Raw genomic sequence first — 15527 nt, forward strand, 5'->3', positions numbered from 1 at the left:
AACATGAAACGTACTATCATATATTCTTCCTTACTGCTCTCCGCGGCTTTGGCGGGATGCAGTAAAGATTTCATCGACCGTGCGCCCATTTCGCAGAACAATACCGTGAACTTCTATAAAACAGCGGCGGATATGGCCGTGGCGGTGAACGCGGCTTACGGCGCACTGCAATATACCGGGCAATATTATTCGGCCATCCACGAAATCGGCGACGTACGCTCCGATAACTCCTGGATTGAAGACGTGCAAACAGGTCTGAATGTAGTGGAGATCGATGTCTTCAGCAACCAGTCTAACAACACGCTCCTGGCCAGTATGTGGGGCGATACCTACCGCGGCATCCAGCAATGTAACATCGTCCTGGACAGGATCGACGCCGTTACCATGGACCAGACCCTGAAGGACCGCTACAAAGGAGAAGTGAAGTTTCTCCGGGCGCTCATGTACTTTAACCTGGTGCGTACCTTCGGCGATATTCCCCTCGTTACAAAAGAAATCCGCAGCCCGGAAGAAGGCTACGAATACGGAAGAGAGACTACAGCGAATGTGTATGCGCAGATTATTGCTGATCTGAAAGATGCGGAAAATGTACTTTCCATCCGTTATACCGGCGTCGACATCGGAAGGGCCACTTCAGGCGCGGCAAAAGCTTTGTTGGGCAAAGTGTACCTCACCACCAAACAATTCCCGCTGGCTGCGCAGAAACTGAAAGAAGTGATTGACCTGGTGCCGCAGAACATGTACATGATCCTGCCCAACTATGCCGATGTGTTTAAGGTGACCAACGAGAACCACCGCGAATCTATTTTCGATGTACAGTTTAAAAAAGGAATGACCCCTTCTGAAGGAAGTCCTTTTACTAACCAGTTCGCGCCCCGAGGTTCAGGAGTCATCGTTTCCATTGTAGGTGCCGGACTTGGCTTTAATATTCCCACCCAGGATATGGAAAATGCGTATGAAGCGGGCGATCTGCGTAAAAATATTTCCATGGCCAGTGGTTACACCAGCAACGGTAACTTCGTAGCCGCCAAATACACCAAAAAATACCTGGATGTACCGTTCCAGGCGAACGATGCCGATAACAACTGGCCGGTACTCCGTTATGCCGATGTATTGCTGATGTATGCCGAAGCCTTGAACGAAATCGGTTATGTGGCTGATGGACCCGCTTTCGATTACCTGAACCAGATCAGGACCCGTGCCGGACTTCAACCCAAAACCAGCAACAACACCAACGTGGCCCTTCGTGTGGCCAGCCAGGCGGAATTCCGGCTCGCCGTAGAACAGGAAAGAAGAGTGGAACTCGCTTTTGAAGGACACCGCTGGTTCGACCTGGTACGAACAGGTCGTGCCCTGGATGTGATGACCGCGCATGGTTCAGATATCAAGCCACACATGCTGATCTTCCCCATCCCCCAGTCACAGATCGATATCAACCCGGAAAAAATCTATCAGAATCCTGATTACGATTAGTAGTTTATGATACAATTACTTGCAGCAGCCATCTTCATGTTACCCGTTCAACCAACGGGTAACATGAAAGATACTGTGATCACACTCAATAAGGTGGATGATGGTTACAGGGGCATATGGTACGCCAACCAGCCCAGTAACGATGAATATGTATTCAAGTACAGCGGCGGGCTCGCCACTTATCCCGCCAACCATTACCCGTTTTCAGTGTACGCGCCGGAAGTGAACAAAACATTCTTCTGCTACGGCGGTACCGATAAAGCGGGAAAAACCTTATTGCATACCGTCTCCTATTACGACCATACCACCGGAATGGTCCCGCGCCCTGTAGTGGTAATGGACAAAAATACCAACGACGCGCACGATAATCCGGTGCTGAATATTGACGCGCAGGGTTATATCTGGCTTTTCTCAACCTCACATGGAACGGAAAGCCCGTCGTATATGCACCGCAGCGTGAAACCTTATGATATCAGTTCATTTGAACGCGTCACACCCACCAGGAAGGAACAAGGGAAAACAATTCCTTTCGATAATTTCTCCTACCTCCAGGCCTGGTACAGCAAAGGCAACGGCTTTCTGCAATTGTTCACCCATTACGACCGCCAGGTGATTCCCGGACAGCCACGCAAACCGCGGCGCACCATCAGTTTTATCACCAGTAAGGATGGTGTTCAATACGGGGAATGGAAAGATATCGCCACCATTGAAGAAGGACATTACCAAACCAGCGGTCAATGGAAAAACAAGATCGCCACCAGTTTTAATTACCACCCGGTAAAACAGGGAGAGAACGGACTGAATTACAGAACGAATTTGTATTATATCGCCACAAACGATTTTGGAAACACCTGGCGCAATGCCAATGGCACAGCGCTGGCGCTTCCCTTAAAAGATATTGAGAATCCCGCTTTGGTGAAAGATTACAGCAAAGAAGGACTGAACGTTTACATCAACGACATCGCTTTCGATAAAAAAGGAAATCCTGTTATCCTTTACATCACCAGCAAAGGATATGAGGCCGGACCGCAATCCGGACCGCAACAATGGCATACCGCCAGGTTTACCGGGAAGGACTGGGAGATATTACCCGTAACCAGTTCCGACAACAATTACGATATGGGTTCGCTTTACATTGACGCGAAGGGAAACTGGACCATCATTGGCCCAACAGCGGATGGTCCCCAACGCTACAATACCGGAGGAGAAATAGTAATGTGGGAAAGCAGGAACAAAGGAAGAACCTGGCAACGGAAACAACTCACGTACAACAGTACCCGTAACCATTGTTACCCCAGAAAACCCGTGAACGTACACGATGATTTCTATGCTTTCTGGGCCGATGGGCACGGGCGGCAAACCTCTGAATCGGACCTGTATTTTTCGAATAGAAAGGGCGAAGTATTCCGGCTGCCGCGCACCATGCAAACCGACCATGCCAAACCTGAAAAACTAAGCCTGAAAAAATAGCGGTAGCCCACACAAAACAGTGAAATAAGGATGAAAAAATTAACGGCATATATGCTGGGCGGGATTTGCTTGCTGTTGTTTTCCTGCGGCAACGACAAAGCGGAGAAAACAACAGAAGCAGCGCCAAAGCCAGAGGCCAATATTCAACTCGATTCCACCATCCTCGGCGTGACCACCATCGCCACCGGACTGGACGTGCCCTGGGACATCGCTTTCGGCGCCGACGGCAACATCTGGGTGGCGGAGCAGGCCGGTACCATCAGCAGGATATCCCCCGAAACCGGCCAACGGAAACAACTCTTATCCATACCCGACGTATGGCGGGAACGCACTGCGGGATTGCTTGGAATGGAACTGCACCCCGATTGGGAAAATCATCCCTGGGTATTTGTGGATTACACTTTCCGCCGCGACTCGCTTTCTTTTTCAAAACTGGTCCGCTATACTTTTAAGGAGGATACCCTTGTGGATCCGCTGGTGTTGATGGAAATTCCCGGCACCAGTTCGCACCACGGCTCCAGGATGCGCATCGGCGCCGACGGAAAAATCTACTGGGCCACCGGTGATGCGCACCAATACAACAACGCGCAGGACACCACTTCTCCCAACGGAAAAATACTCCGGCTGGAAACCGATGGCTCCGTTCCTGCCGACAACCCCATCAAAGGCAGTTACGTGTGGGCCTGGGGTTTCCGCAACATGCAGGGGCTCGTCTTCTCTTCCAAACAACATCTATACACCTCCGAACATGGCGAAGCCTCCGATGATGAAGTGAACCTGATCCAACCACTCGCAAACTACGGCTGGCCGAAAATAGAAGGATACCATGAAACACCCGCCGAAGCGGCCTTCCAGGAAAAGCACCATACCATTCCTCCGTTGAAGGCATGGACGCCCACCATAGCGCCCGCCGGGCTTGATTTTTACGCGGCCAGACAAATACCCGAATGGCACAATAGTTTACTGCTCACCACCCTCAAAGCCCAAAGTTTGCGGGTATTAAAACTAAATGCTGAAGGTACCGCCATCGCGGGAGAAAAAATATTCCTCACCGGAAAATACGGAAGGCTCCGGGACGTATGCGTTTCACCGGCTGGAGAGGTGTACATCGCCACCAGCAACCGCGACTGGAACCCTTCAAAGGGATTTCCCACAGCAAAAGACGACCGCATCCTGAAGATCAGTAAAGTCGGGAAAATCACTACAACCTTATTAAAAGAAGATGTGCCCGCTTCCCAGGCAGGGGCCGGAAACGGTGCCGCGCTGTACAACCAATACTGCGCTTCCTGCCACAAAGAAGATGGCACAGGTGTTCCGGGAACTTTCCCCGCGCTGGCAGGCTCTCCCAAAGTAAAAGGTGGGAGCAATGCGCTGATAAAAATACTGCTGAACGGAACCGATGGAAAACTACAAATGCCTTCCTTCCATTTTATGAAAGATGAAGAGATCGCGGCTGTATTGAACTACATCAGAACGTCCTGGGGCAACGATGAAAAAAGCATCACCCCGGAAGAGATCACCAAACAACGAACCAAAAACTAAACCATGACATCATTCACCCGCTGGCTGCGTACATTGGGGCCCGGTATCATCACCGCCGCGCTTGTTTTCGGCCCCAGTAAAATGACCATTACCTCCAAACTGGGGGCGGAGTATGGCTACTCCCTGCTTTGGATCGTTGTGCTGGCCATCTTTTTTATGGGCGTGTTCGCGGCCATGGGCGCCAGGGTGGGCACGGCATTGGATAAATCGCTGCTATCGGCCATCCGCGAAAAATGGGGAAAGCCCGTAGCCATTGTAATCGGGGTGGGCGTGTTCCTGGTCACCACTTCTTTCCAGGCCGGTAACTCCATCGGGGTGGGGATATCCGTCGCCGAGGCCACGGGTACAAAGGCCGCCACCTGGGTGGTGGTGTTTAATTTAGTGGGCATCGGCCTCCTGTTTTTCGGTTCTTTCTACAAGATGCTGGAAAAGCTGATGATCGCCCTGGTGGCCCTGATGTTGTTCGCTTTCATCACCACACTATTTTTTACGAAGCCCGATATCGCCGCCATTGTAACCTCGGTTAAACCCGTGCTGCCTGCCGGATCACTGCCGCTGGTGATCGCCTTCATGGCATCTTGTTTCTCTATCGTCGGAGCCTTCTACCAATCTTACCTCGTGCAGGAAAGGGTAAAAGCTTCAGGTGGAAAACCCGGTAATTACCGCGATACCACTACCATGGGTATACTGATATTGGGTATTATGAGTGCCGTGGTGCTGATTTGTGCCGCCGCTGTATTGTATCCCCAGCACATCAAAGTGGCGAGCGCCTCTGAAATGGCACGTGCGCTGGAACCGCTCTTCGGCAAATACGCTTCAGCGTTGTTCCTTACGGGATTGTTCGGCGCTTCTTTTTCCTCCCTCGTCGGGAATGCTACGGTGGGCGGCGCACTTTTAAGCGACGCGTTGGGGAAGGGCAGCAACCTGGGTTCAGGAACGGTAAAGGTTTGTATCGCGCTTGTAATGGTGATCGGCGCCACGGTGGCCATCATCTTCGGGAAACTGCCCCTGGAGCTGATCGTGTTCGCCCAAAGCGTCACCATATTCCTCGTGCCGTTTATCGGTATCGCCTTGTACGCGGTGGCCAACGATGCAAAACGCATGGGTGCCTTAGTGAATAAAAACCCCGTAAAAATCATCGGCGCGCTGGGACTGCTGCTTATTGTGGCGTTGGCGCTCAGCAACGCGTACGATCTGTTCATCAAATAATACACACACTTATGATACAGGATTTTGATCTGCTGGAAAAACAAATGCTCCATCCTTCCGATGCTTTGCTGAAGGATTTTTCCAAAATTGAAGGAGACATCATATTATTGGGCGTGGGCGGCAAAATGGGCCCCAGTATGGCGCGCCTCGCGAAGCAGGCGGCATCACTTACCGGTTCATCCAAAAAGATCATTGGCGTTTCCCGGTTCTCCGATGGAACACTGAGAGAAGAACTGGAAAAAGAAGGCATAGCAACCATTGCGGCCGATCTCCTGAACGAGGCCGAACTCGCCGCCCTGCCCGATGTGAAAAACGTACTCTACCTCGCCGGGAACAAATTCGGCACCACCGGTAAAGAAGCATTTACCTGGGCCATGAACGCGTACCTGCCGGGAAGAGTGGCGGAAAAATACAAACACTCGAACATCGTGGCGTTCTCTACCGGTAACGTATATCCGTTTGTTCCGGTTACCTCCGGCGGATTATCAGAAGAATCAACGCCGTTTCCATTGGGAGAATACGGGCAATCCTGCCTGGGAAGGGAGCGCATCTTCAGTTATTTTGCTGAAAAGAACCATACCCCTACACTGATTTACCGGCTCAACTATGCGGTTGATTTCAGGTACGGGGTACTACTGGAACTTGCAAAATCGGTGTATACCGGCAAAGAAATTGACCTGCGTACCGGAAACGTAAACGTGATATGGCAGGGCGATGCCAATGAAATAGCGCTCCGCAGCCTGTTGCATTGCACATCCCCGGCGAAAGTGCTCAACGTAACCGGACCGGAAACGCTCTCCGTAAAATGGATCGCGGAACAGTTCGGACTGCTGATGAACAAAGAACCACTCTTCGTGAACGAAGTACAACCTTCTGCATTATTGAGCAATGCTTCGGAAGCGCATAAGCTATTCGGCTATCCCCGCGTCACCATCCGGGAAATTTTAGAAGTAACCGCCCAATGGGTGATGGCGGACAAAGAAACATTTGGAAAAGCCACCCATTTCCAGGAAAGAAACGGAAAGTTTTAAATTATGGCACAACATACATTAAGGCCCGCATTGAAGGAATTTTTGCAGGAAGGAACGGTGATCCCGGCGCACCCGCTCGCGCTGAACGAAAGCAGGAGGATAGACGAACAAAGACAGCGTTTGCTGAGCAAATATTATATCGCCAGCGGTGCGGGTGGAATGGCAGTAGGCGTGCATTCCACACAATTCGAAATACGTGATCCGAAAGTAAACCTGTATGAAACGGTGCTGAAATGGGCATCGGAGGAAGTGGAGACCGCGAATTTGTCGCGCCCCTTCCTGAAAATCGCCGGTATCTGCGGGCCCACGGGGCAGGCGCTCAATGAAGCCGCCATCGCCGTTTCTTATGGCTATGACATGGGGTTACTGAGTATGGGTGGATTACAGGGACTTTCAGAAGAAGAAATTCTTCAACGCGTAAAAGCGGTCGCGAAGATCATCCCGGTATTCGGTTTCTACCTGCAGCCCTCCGTTGGTGGCCGGATATTCAGTTACGATTTCTGGCGCGCCTTCGCGGAAATCGACAATGTGGACGCCATTAAAGTAGCTTCATTCAACCGTTACCAAACACTTGACGTGATGCGTGCGGTGTGCGCTTCCTCCCGGAGGGATGAAATTGCCATGTACACGGGCAACGATGATAATATTGTGGCCGACCTGCTTACCACTTACCGCTTCCCGGTAGGAGAGGAAGTGGTGGAAAAATCATTTGCAGGCGGTCTGCTCGGGCATTGGGCCGTATGGACCACCAAAGCGGTGGAACTGCTGAACGAGATCAAACAATACCGTTCCGGCAATGGTGGTGACCTCAACGCCTTGCTTTCGAAAGGCATCGCCATCACCGATGTGAATGCCGCGTTGTTCGATCCGGCCAATGCTTTCCATGGCTGTATACCGGGCATTCACGAAGTACTCCGTCGCCAGGGATTACTTGAAGGAAGATGGTGCCTGAACCCGCACGAGGAACTGTCTCCCGGACAAATGGAAGAGATTTCCCGCGTTTATGAAATGTATCCCAACCTGAACGATGACGATTTTGTACAGTCATTCCTGCAACAAACTAAATAAGATGAATATGCGCCGTTTAACGATCCTGCTGCTTTTAGTGTTGACCGCATTTCGTGTGGCTGCCCAACAGGAGAAAGAAGGGTTCACCAATCTCGGTCCGCAAATCACCGCGGGTATGATACAGGGCAGCCTGTTCGTGAAAGATGCCTCCGGGAAATTGCTGCTGTACACGGTTGTAAGGGGAGAACCCGCGCATTTGCTCGGCTACGATGCCACCACAAAGGAACTGATCCTGGACGAACCACTGCCCAAATCGGACGGTGCCTGGGATATGACTTTCTCTTCCGATGGCTGGCTCTATGTACCAGGCGCGAGCGGATTCCTGTTCCGGCATAAACCCGGTACAAAAACCGTGGAGAACCTGGGACTTGTATTACCCGGTGAAACCTATGTTTGGAACCTCACCGCGGGAAAAGACGGAGAAGTATTCGGCGCTACCTATCCCGGTTGCAGGGTGTTCAGTTTTAAACCCGGGAAAGGTTTTACAGATGTAGGAAAGGGGCCATTAACGGAAGGAGAGAACTATGTAAGGAGCCTGGCCTATTATCCCAAAACAAACAAGCTATACGCTGGTGTTGGCTCTCATGCGCACCTGGTGGAACTTGACCCGGTAACAGGCGCGAAGAAAGAATTACTTCCGGAAAAATACAGTGATAAAGAATTCGTGTACGGGCTCGAAATTGTTACCGGGAAAAAAGGGGGTGACCGCTTATTGTGTTTACTCACCCGCGGCAGTTCGGTGCTGGTGTACAACCTGAAGACGGGGAAATTTGAGCAGGAGATCATGGAAATGGACCTGAAGACCGTGGCCCCTGAAACCCGTGGTAACCGTGTTTTTTACACGGCCAAAGAACAGTTGTGGCAGGCCGAACTTCACAAAAAAAAGTTCACCCCCACGCAGATCGGCGCAACGGGTGGTTCGGCCAACGCCATGTACTGGACGGAAAACGATGAGCTTTACATCCTTACCGCCATGGCCGATTTCGTCAGCTACAACAAAAGGAATGGTAAGCTTTCCACCCAGAAACTGAAGATACCCCGCCAACCTATTCCCATCAACGCGATCATGTTGGGCCCGGATCATAAAGTGTGGATGGGTGGCTACCTCGCCGGAGGACACGCTACCTTTGATCCTGTTACCGGTAAAACGACTGAACTCGGAGGCCTGGACCAGACGGAGGGCATGGCCATTCAGGGCAACAAAATTTATTTCGGCATCTACCCCAAAGGAAGGTTTTATGTGTACGATACCCGACAAGCCTGGGATAAGCAAAAAGACAATCCCCGTTTCCTTGGTCAGATCCACGACCAGAGCCGTTCCTTCGCGGTGTTGAGCCTGGAGGCGCAGCAGAAAATGATCTTTGGTATGGTACCTGAATATGGTATGCTGGGCGGTCATCTCGTGGAATATGATGTGGCGAAGGATACCCTGATCTCCTTCGGAGAAGTGGTCCCGAAACATTCGATTGTAAGCCTTGTCAAAGATGGAAACAATGTACTGGGCGCTACCTCTGTTTCAGGAGGATTGGGCGTAAAACCCTCGGAGCCGGAGGCTAAGCTGTTCGGATGGGACGTAAAGCAACAAAAGAAAACCTTTGAATACGTGCCGGTTCAAGGTGCGATGGCCATTACCGGATTGCTCAACGGGCCGGGTGGAAAAATATGGGGCGTGGCCGATGGAACACTGTTTCTGTTTGATCCGGTTGCCAAACAAGTAACCGCCACCAAAAAATTGTTCGACGTACCCGCGGTAAGAAGCCATGTGTGGCGCAGTGTATTCCTGTCGGTGCATCCCAACGGCATGGTGTATGGTACAGGAAACAACCAGCTTTTCCGCATCGATCCTGTTTCCATGGAAGTAACGTATCTTGACGACAATGCCAGTCTGATGGCGATGGACAGGACCGGTATCATCTATTTCAGAAGGGGAACGGAACTGATCCGTTACGACCCTTCTGTTGAAAAACTCAATTGATATTTTTATGAGGAATCGAATTGTCGTATTACTGATGGTAGTGTTCGCTTCGATGCGGTTGATGGCCCAAAATAATCTGGAACTGAAATGGGAATTGGTTACCAATCAATATCAGGGCCGCGGCGCTTTCCTGGCGGCGCTTACCATCCGTAATAGCGGTAAAACACCTGTTGCGAACACCGGCTGGAAACTGTACTTTAATTCAATCCGTGATGTGACTGCTGTGGCCGCGGGTGCGGTTAAGGTGGAATTGCTGAGCGGCGGATTGCACCGGCTTACGCCCCAGTCCGGATTCCCCGTATTGCAACCGGGTGGAAGTTATACCATTCAATACGAGGGTGCAGGGCGCGCATTCAGTAAGAGCGATGCCCCGCAAGGATTTTACCTGGTAATGGATGCTGCACCTGAAAAAGGATGGCCCATTACAAAATTTTCGGTGAACGCTAACCCGCAAATGCTTACTTACGAAAACCACCTCACACCGGAAGCTATTTATCTGAAAATTGAAGCCTGGGCAACCGCAGCGCCCGCGGACGTTCCAAAGATATTTCCTGAACCCCTGGTGTACCGGGAAGGAACGGGATTTTTTGAACTGAATGCGGCCACTGCCGTAAAAGCTGATCCTGCGTTTTCACGCGAAGCGGCTTACCTGGATCAGGAACTCAGGAAAATAACGTTGGCCGGTAAAAAGAAACCTGTTGTTCAGCAAGTCATTGCTTTGGAAAGAAAGCAGGAACTGGCGGCGGAAGCCTACGAATTAAACGTAACTGAACAGGGCATCGTGGTAAAAGCAGCCGATGGAGCAGGTATTTTCTACGGCATACAATCGTTGAAATCACTGATGCCCGTGGAGGTGTGGAAGAAGCCCGTAACATCGGTGAAAATACCGGCGGTATCGGTGGAAGACGCGCCCCGTTTCGGATACCGGTCTTTTATGCTGGATGTGGCCCGTAACTTTCAGTCTAAAGAAGAAGTGCTGCGCATACTGGAACTTATTTCTTTTTACAAACTCAATACCCTGCATTTTCACCTGAACGATGACGAGGGGTGGAGACTGGAAATTCCCGGGCTTCCCGAACTCACGGAAACCGGTGCGGTGCGCGGCCATACTACCAGCAGCCAACATTGGTTGCAACCTTCGTTCGGGTCGGGACCGGATACCAATGATGCGTACGGAACGGGTTTTTATTCCCGCCAGGATTTTCTGGATATCCTGAAGTTCGCGACCGAAAGGCATATCCGCGTTATTCCAGAAGTGGAAACCCCGGGTCACGCACGGGCCGCCGTTAAATCGATGGATGCGCGTTACCGCAAACTGATGGCGCAGGGAAAACCCGCTGCCGCGGTGGAATACCTGTTGCGCGACACCGCAGACCTTTCTGTATATACATCCGTGCAGGGCTGGAGCGATAACGTGATGAATGTGGCGCTTCCTTCCACGTACAGGTTCCTCGAAAAAGTTGCTGATGAAATCATAGCCATGTACAAAGAAGCGGGCGCACCGCTTTCCACCATTCATTTCGGGGGCGATGAAGTGCCTGCTGGTGTTTGGGAGAAGTCTCCGGCTGTCACGGCATTAATGAAGAAAGAAACTGCGCTGCGAACAGTGGACGACCTTTGGTATTATTATTTCGGGAAAGTAAATGCCATGCTCCAAAAGAAAGGGCTTTACCTTTCCGGCTGGGAAGAGATCGCCCTCCGTAAAACCAGGTTGGATGGCGCTTCTAAGTTTATTCCCAACCCCGGTTTCGTGAACGAAAATTTTCATGCCTACGTTTGGAACAATGTATGGGGCTGGGGTTCAGAGGACCTCGCTTACCGGCTCGCGAATGCCGGGTATAAAGTAGTGCTCGCCCCGGTAACCAATTTCTATTTCGACCTGGCTTACCAGAAATCGGTGAACGAACCCGGATTGTATTGGGGCGGTTATACGGATATTGATAAGTCGTTTGGGTTCGCGCCATACGACTACTATAAATCCGCAAAGGAGAACCTGAACGGCGCGCCTTTGGATAAAACTGTTTTTGTTGGAAAGGACAGGCTCACGGAATTTGGGAAGCAAAACATAGTTGGCATTCAATGCCTCATCTGGAGCGAAATGATCCGAGGCCCGGAGCAACTGGAATACATGCTGCTTCCCAAACTGCTCGGGTTCGCGCAACGTGCCTGGAGTGCCGGGAAATGGGAAACGGAGCAAGACAGTACGAAAGCAATGACCCTCTATAAAAATGATTGGGGTCGTTTTTTACACACGATCGGTACCCGTGAAATCCCCCGGCTGCACTGGTACAATAACGGCTACCATTTCCGTGTACCCGCGCCGGGTGCAATCATGGAAAATGGCATGCTGAAAGTGAATACACAAATACCGGGTATGGACATCCGTTTTACAACAGATGGAAAGGAGCCCACGTTAAAAAGCCCGCTTTATACCGAACCGATCCCGGTGAAAAACACGGTAAAACTGAAAGTTTTTTCGGGGACGAAAGCCAGTCTTACCACCCAGGTAAATATGGAATGATGCACAAAGTAATAAAACTCCTGAGCGATCTTGTGGCGATTCCTTCCGTCAATCCGATGGGCAAAGGATTGTCTGGTGCCATGTATTCTGAACGGAACATCGCCTTATACATTGAGCAATATTGCAGGGCACTGGGACTGCGCTGCCAATGGCAGGAAACCGATCCGGCACATCCCAACCTGCTCGTTCAGCTAGATGCCGGGAAAGCAGAAACCGTGTTGCTGCAGGCGCACATGGATACCGTTTCCCACGAAAACATGACTGTTCCTCCTTTTGAACCTGTTATAAAAGATGGACTCCTTTACGGCAGAGGGGCTTGTGATACCAAGGCTTCCCTCGCTACCTATCTGTACGCGATTGGAGCGGTGGTGGAAAAGAAACTTTCGCTCACGCGCAATGTCTCCCTGCTTTTTGTGCACGATGAGGAATATGCTTTTTCCGGTGCAAGGGAAGCGGTGTCCAATGGATTAAAAGCCGACTTCGCCATTGTGGGCGAACCAACGGAACTGAATATGATCCACGCGCACAAGGGAGTGTGTCGTTTTTTCATCCGTACGGAAGGCGTGAGTTGCCATGCTTCCATGCCCTGGATGGGAGAGAACGCGATTTACAAGATAGCACCTGTGTTGGAGGCCATTGAAAAGTACGCTACCCAACTGGCACAGCATAAACATCCTGTCCTTGGCGCGGCCACCATTAATGTGGGTCGCATCTACGGCGGACAAACCGTGAACACCGTTCCTGCCGAATGCGTAATTGAAGTGGACCACCGTTTGTTGCCTGGCATGAATTACCAGACCATTCGCGACTCATTGCTTCCTTTCCTGGAAGGCACCGGTGCGATTGTAGAAGCGCCATACATGGAGGCTTTGGGTGTTTACAACAATACGGATGCGCTGGTATGTATGTTGTTGCAAAAGGCTATTCTTGCCAATAATGTCACACCTGAAATGCAGGCGGCGCATTACGCCACCGACGCGTCTGTTATCCACAATGCGGGGATTCCCTGTGTGGTGTTCGGCCCCGGCTCTATCAGTAAAGCACATACGGCAGACGAATTCGTTCCAATTGCCCAGGTAGAAAAAGCGGCTGAAATTATACTGCACCTGATCACCCATTAAATGAAGGCCATGCAACGACGAATGTTCCTTTCCAATATGGCCATTGCAGGTGCAGGCTGGTGTATCGCTCCAGCGCTAAAAAGTGTTTTTCCGGAAAATTCATCCGGGAAAAAACTGGGCATTATCGGGTTGGATACCTCCCATAGTGTTGCCTTCACCAAAGCTTTGAATGGTGCAGGCGCCGCGTCTTTGTATAACGGGTATAAAATTGTTTCCGCTTATCCATTCGGCAGCCGGACCATTCAAAGCAGTTTCTCCCGTATTGAAGGATATACAAAAGAAGTGGAAGCACTGGATGTAAAGATCGCGGCGTCCATCCCTGAATTATTGGCGGAAGTGGATGGTGTTTTGTTGGAAACGAATGATGGCCGCTTGCATCCCGAACAGGCCAGACTGGTAATAGAAGCCGGAAAACCTTTGTTCATCGATAAGCCCGTTGCCGCGGATTTTAAAAGTGTGGCGGCTATATACAAATTAGCGGAACAACACCAGGTGCCGTTGTTTTCTTCTTCCTCCCTACGTTTTATTGACGGGATGGATCAGGTGTATTCCGATGCAATAGGTAAGGTGACGGGAACTGATGTATTCAGTCCGGCCATAATAGAGCCTACTCATCCTGATCTTTACTGGTATGGTATCCACGGGGTGGAAATGTTGTTCGCCATCATGGGAACGGGGTGTCGGTCGGTAAAACGCATCTTCAACAGCGGAACGGATATCGTTACCGGCACCTGGGAAGATGGTAGGATAGGGGTGTTCAGGGGAACGCGTACCGGAGCGCAGGAGTTCGGGGGCACTGTGCATGGAGAAAAAGGCGTGCTCCACCTGGGGAAATTCACCGGTTATGAACGGTTGTTACAACGGATCGTTCATTTTTTTGAAACGGGCATAGCCCCGGTTGCTTCCGCGGAAACATTGGAGCTGTACGCGTTCATGTCGGCTGCCGACCTCAGTAAAAAAAGAAACGGGAAATCGGTATCGTTGAAAGAAGTGTACGCTAAAGCGAAGGGTTAAGCGTTTTGGGATGGTGCTTCTCCACCGCCATCGAAATCTCCGCCAGCAATAAGCCGCTTCCGCCGCCATAGTGCTGGATGATGATAAGTGATGGTGCCAGTTCCAGCATATCCTTACGGAGACGGGCTTCTGTTTCCGGATCGATCCCGCAACCCAACAACAGCACATCTACTTTTTCAAAAAGGAACAGGCGCATGGCCTCTTCAGTACTTCCGGCTCCGATTCCGCGCCAGCGCCCGTTCCCGTTAATGACCCTTACAACGGTTTCCCTTATTTCAGGGTGCATACCCAGGTAAAGAATAGTCAGGTTTTCCATAGTTGTATTTACTTAAGCCACATCCATGGGAACCTCCATCAGCAGGATCTCCGCGTCCTGGGAATTCGCTTTGATGTCCAACTGGTCCACATCCCAGATACCGATTCCGTCCCGTTGATTCAATTCGTGCCCGTTGATGGTGAAGTCACCTTTCAGGATGAAGGCGTACACGCCGTTTCCTGCTTTTTTAATCGCGTAGGTAGTATCTATGCCTTTATCGAAACGGCCCATGTGGAACCAGGCATCCTGGTGGATCCATACCCCTTCATCTTCGGGATTTGGGGAAAGTACCTGTTGCAACTTATTGTGGCGGTCGTTCACGTTCAGGGTAACCTGGTCGTAACGCGGCTGCACATTCTTTTTATTGGGGAACACCCATATTTGCAGGAACTTCACCGGCTGGTCGGGGTTCTTGTTGTATTCACTGTGGAATATGCCTGTACCGGCGCTCATCACCTGTATGTCTCCGTTTTTGATCACGGTGCTGTTGCCCATGCTGTCTTTGTGCTCCAGGTCACCTTCCAGGGGAATGGAAATGATTTCCATGTTATCGTGGGGGTGTTTGCCGAATCCCATGGCGGCATCCACGCGGTCGTCGTTCAGCACCCGCAACACACCGAAATGCACGCGTTCAGGATTATAATAACCGGCGAAACTGAAAGTATGGTAGCTCTCCAGCCAGCCGTGGTTGGCATGTCCGCGGGTATTGGCTTTGTGAACGATGGCGTTTGTTGTTGTGTTAGTGGTTGTCATAATTTTCAATTTATAAGGCAAATTTCACCCTTAC

Annotated in this window: 12 protein-coding genes; 10 read left to right on the plus strand and 2 right to left on the minus strand. The window is 50.9% G+C overall.

What is annotated here, in order from left to right:
- Positions 1-3 precede the first annotated feature (3 nt).
- From M4J38_RS07680 to M4J38_RS07725, 10 genes are read left to right on the plus strand one after another with little or no spacing between them, the layout of a single operon-like run.
- The gene (locus tag M4J38_RS07680) at positions 4-1473 is read left to right on the plus strand and encodes a RagB/SusD family nutrient uptake outer membrane protein (RefSeq protein ID WP_251758963.1); all 1470 of its coding nucleotides are present in this window, start codon (positions 4-6) and stop codon (positions 1471-1473) included.
- A 6-nt stretch (positions 1474-1479) separates the two neighbouring features.
- Entirely contained in the window at positions 1480-2943 is a 1464-nt protein-coding gene (locus tag M4J38_RS07685; RefSeq protein WP_251758964.1) for a BNR-4 repeat-containing protein, read from the plus strand.
- A 30-nt stretch (positions 2944-2973) separates the two neighbouring features.
- On the plus strand, positions 2974-4485 hold the full coding sequence (locus M4J38_RS07690) for a PQQ-dependent sugar dehydrogenase (RefSeq protein WP_251758965.1): 1512 nt from the start codon (positions 2974-2976) through the stop codon (positions 4483-4485).
- A gap of 3 nt (positions 4486-4488) precedes the next feature.
- Complete coding sequence (locus M4J38_RS07695; protein ID WP_251758966.1) at positions 4489-5694, plus strand: Nramp family divalent metal transporter; 1206 nt, start codon at positions 4489-4491, stop codon at positions 5692-5694.
- A gap of 11 nt (positions 5695-5705) precedes the next feature.
- On the plus strand, positions 5706-6725 hold the full coding sequence (locus M4J38_RS07700) for an NAD(P)-dependent oxidoreductase (RefSeq protein ID WP_251758967.1): 1020 nt from the start codon (positions 5706-5708) through the stop codon (positions 6723-6725).
- A gap of 3 nt (positions 6726-6728) precedes the next feature.
- Positions 6729-7793: a dihydrodipicolinate synthase family protein gene (locus M4J38_RS07705; protein ID WP_251758968.1), complete on the plus strand. Its 1065-nt coding sequence runs from the start codon at positions 6729-6731 to the stop codon at positions 7791-7793.
- A 7-nt stretch (positions 7794-7800) separates the two neighbouring features.
- Complete coding sequence (locus M4J38_RS07710) at positions 7801-9768, plus strand: hypothetical protein (RefSeq protein WP_251758969.1); 1968 nt, start codon at positions 7801-7803, stop codon at positions 9766-9768.
- Between the two features lie 7 nt (positions 9769-9775).
- Positions 9776-12289 (plus strand): family 20 glycosylhydrolase, encoded by a 2514-nt coding sequence (locus M4J38_RS07715; protein ID WP_251758970.1) that lies wholly within the window; start codon positions 9776-9778, stop codon positions 12287-12289.
- The gene (locus M4J38_RS07720; protein WP_251758971.1) at positions 12289-13410 is read left to right on the plus strand and encodes a M20 family metallopeptidase; all 1122 of its coding nucleotides are present in this window, start codon (positions 12289-12291) and stop codon (positions 13408-13410) included. Before M4J38_RS07715 ends, M4J38_RS07720 begins: the two co-directional genes overlap by 1 nt.
- 9 nt (positions 13411-13419) lie before the next feature.
- Positions 13420-14424 carry a Gfo/Idh/MocA family protein gene (locus M4J38_RS07725; protein ID WP_251758972.1) on the plus strand — a complete coding sequence of 335 codons (1005 nt, stop codon included), beginning with the start codon at positions 13420-13422 and terminating at the stop codon, positions 14422-14424.
- On the opposite strand, the gene M4J38_RS07730 is transcribed toward M4J38_RS07725, so the two are convergent.
- On the minus strand, positions 14408-14740 hold the full coding sequence (locus M4J38_RS07730) for an Mth938-like domain-containing protein (RefSeq protein ID WP_251758973.1): 333 nt from the start codon (positions 14738-14740) through the stop codon (positions 14408-14410). The two genes, M4J38_RS07725 and M4J38_RS07730, sit on opposite strands and share 17 nt — an antisense overlap.
- A gap of 12 nt (positions 14741-14752) precedes the next feature.
- Entirely contained in the window at positions 14753-15493 is a 741-nt protein-coding gene (locus M4J38_RS07735) for a pirin family protein (RefSeq protein ID WP_251758974.1), read from the minus strand.
- Between the last annotated feature and the right edge of the window lie 34 nt (positions 15494-15527).

The organism is Parasegetibacter sp. NRK P23 (assembly GCF_023721715.1).
Classification (GTDB): Bacteria; Bacteroidota; Bacteroidia; order Chitinophagales; family Chitinophagaceae; genus Parasegetibacter.

What these genes read in the sequence shown, in the direction of transcription:
- M4J38_RS07685 (WP_251758964.1), top strand. Translation starts at nt 1,480, where the DNA reads ATGATACAATTACTTGCAGCAGCCATCTTCATGTTACCCGTTCAACCA.
- M4J38_RS07720 (WP_251758971.1), top strand. Translation starts at nt 12,289, where the DNA reads ATGCACAAAGTAATAAAACTCCTGAGCGATCTTGTGGCGATTCCTTCC.
- M4J38_RS07730 (WP_251758973.1), bottom strand. Translation starts at nt 14,740, where the DNA reads ATGGAAAACCTGACTATTCTTTACCTGGGTATGCACCCTGAAATAAGG.
- M4J38_RS07705 (WP_251758968.1), top strand. Translation starts at nt 6,729, where the DNA reads ATGGCACAACATACATTAAGGCCCGCATTGAAGGAATTTTTGCAGGAA.
- M4J38_RS07710 (WP_251758969.1), top strand. Translation starts at nt 7,801, where the DNA reads ATGCGCCGTTTAACGATCCTGCTGCTTTTAGTGTTGACCGCATTTCGT.
- M4J38_RS07700 (WP_251758967.1), top strand. Translation starts at nt 5,706, where the DNA reads ATGATACAGGATTTTGATCTGCTGGAAAAACAAATGCTCCATCCTTCC.
- M4J38_RS07715 (WP_251758970.1), top strand. Translation starts at nt 9,776, where the DNA reads ATGAGGAATCGAATTGTCGTATTACTGATGGTAGTGTTCGCTTCGATG.
- M4J38_RS07690 (WP_251758965.1), top strand. Translation starts at nt 2,974, where the DNA reads ATGAAAAAATTAACGGCATATATGCTGGGCGGGATTTGCTTGCTGTTG.
- M4J38_RS07725 (WP_251758972.1), top strand. Translation starts at nt 13,420, where the DNA reads ATGCAACGACGAATGTTCCTTTCCAATATGGCCATTGCAGGTGCAGGC.
- M4J38_RS07735 (WP_251758974.1), bottom strand. Translation starts at nt 15,493, where the DNA reads ATGACAACCACTAACACAACAACAAACGCCATCGTTCACAAAGCCAAT.
- M4J38_RS07695 (WP_251758966.1), top strand. Translation starts at nt 4,489, where the DNA reads ATGACATCATTCACCCGCTGGCTGCGTACATTGGGGCCCGGTATCATC.
- M4J38_RS07680 (WP_251758963.1), top strand. Translation starts at nt 4, where the DNA reads ATGAAACGTACTATCATATATTCTTCCTTACTGCTCTCCGCGGCTTTG.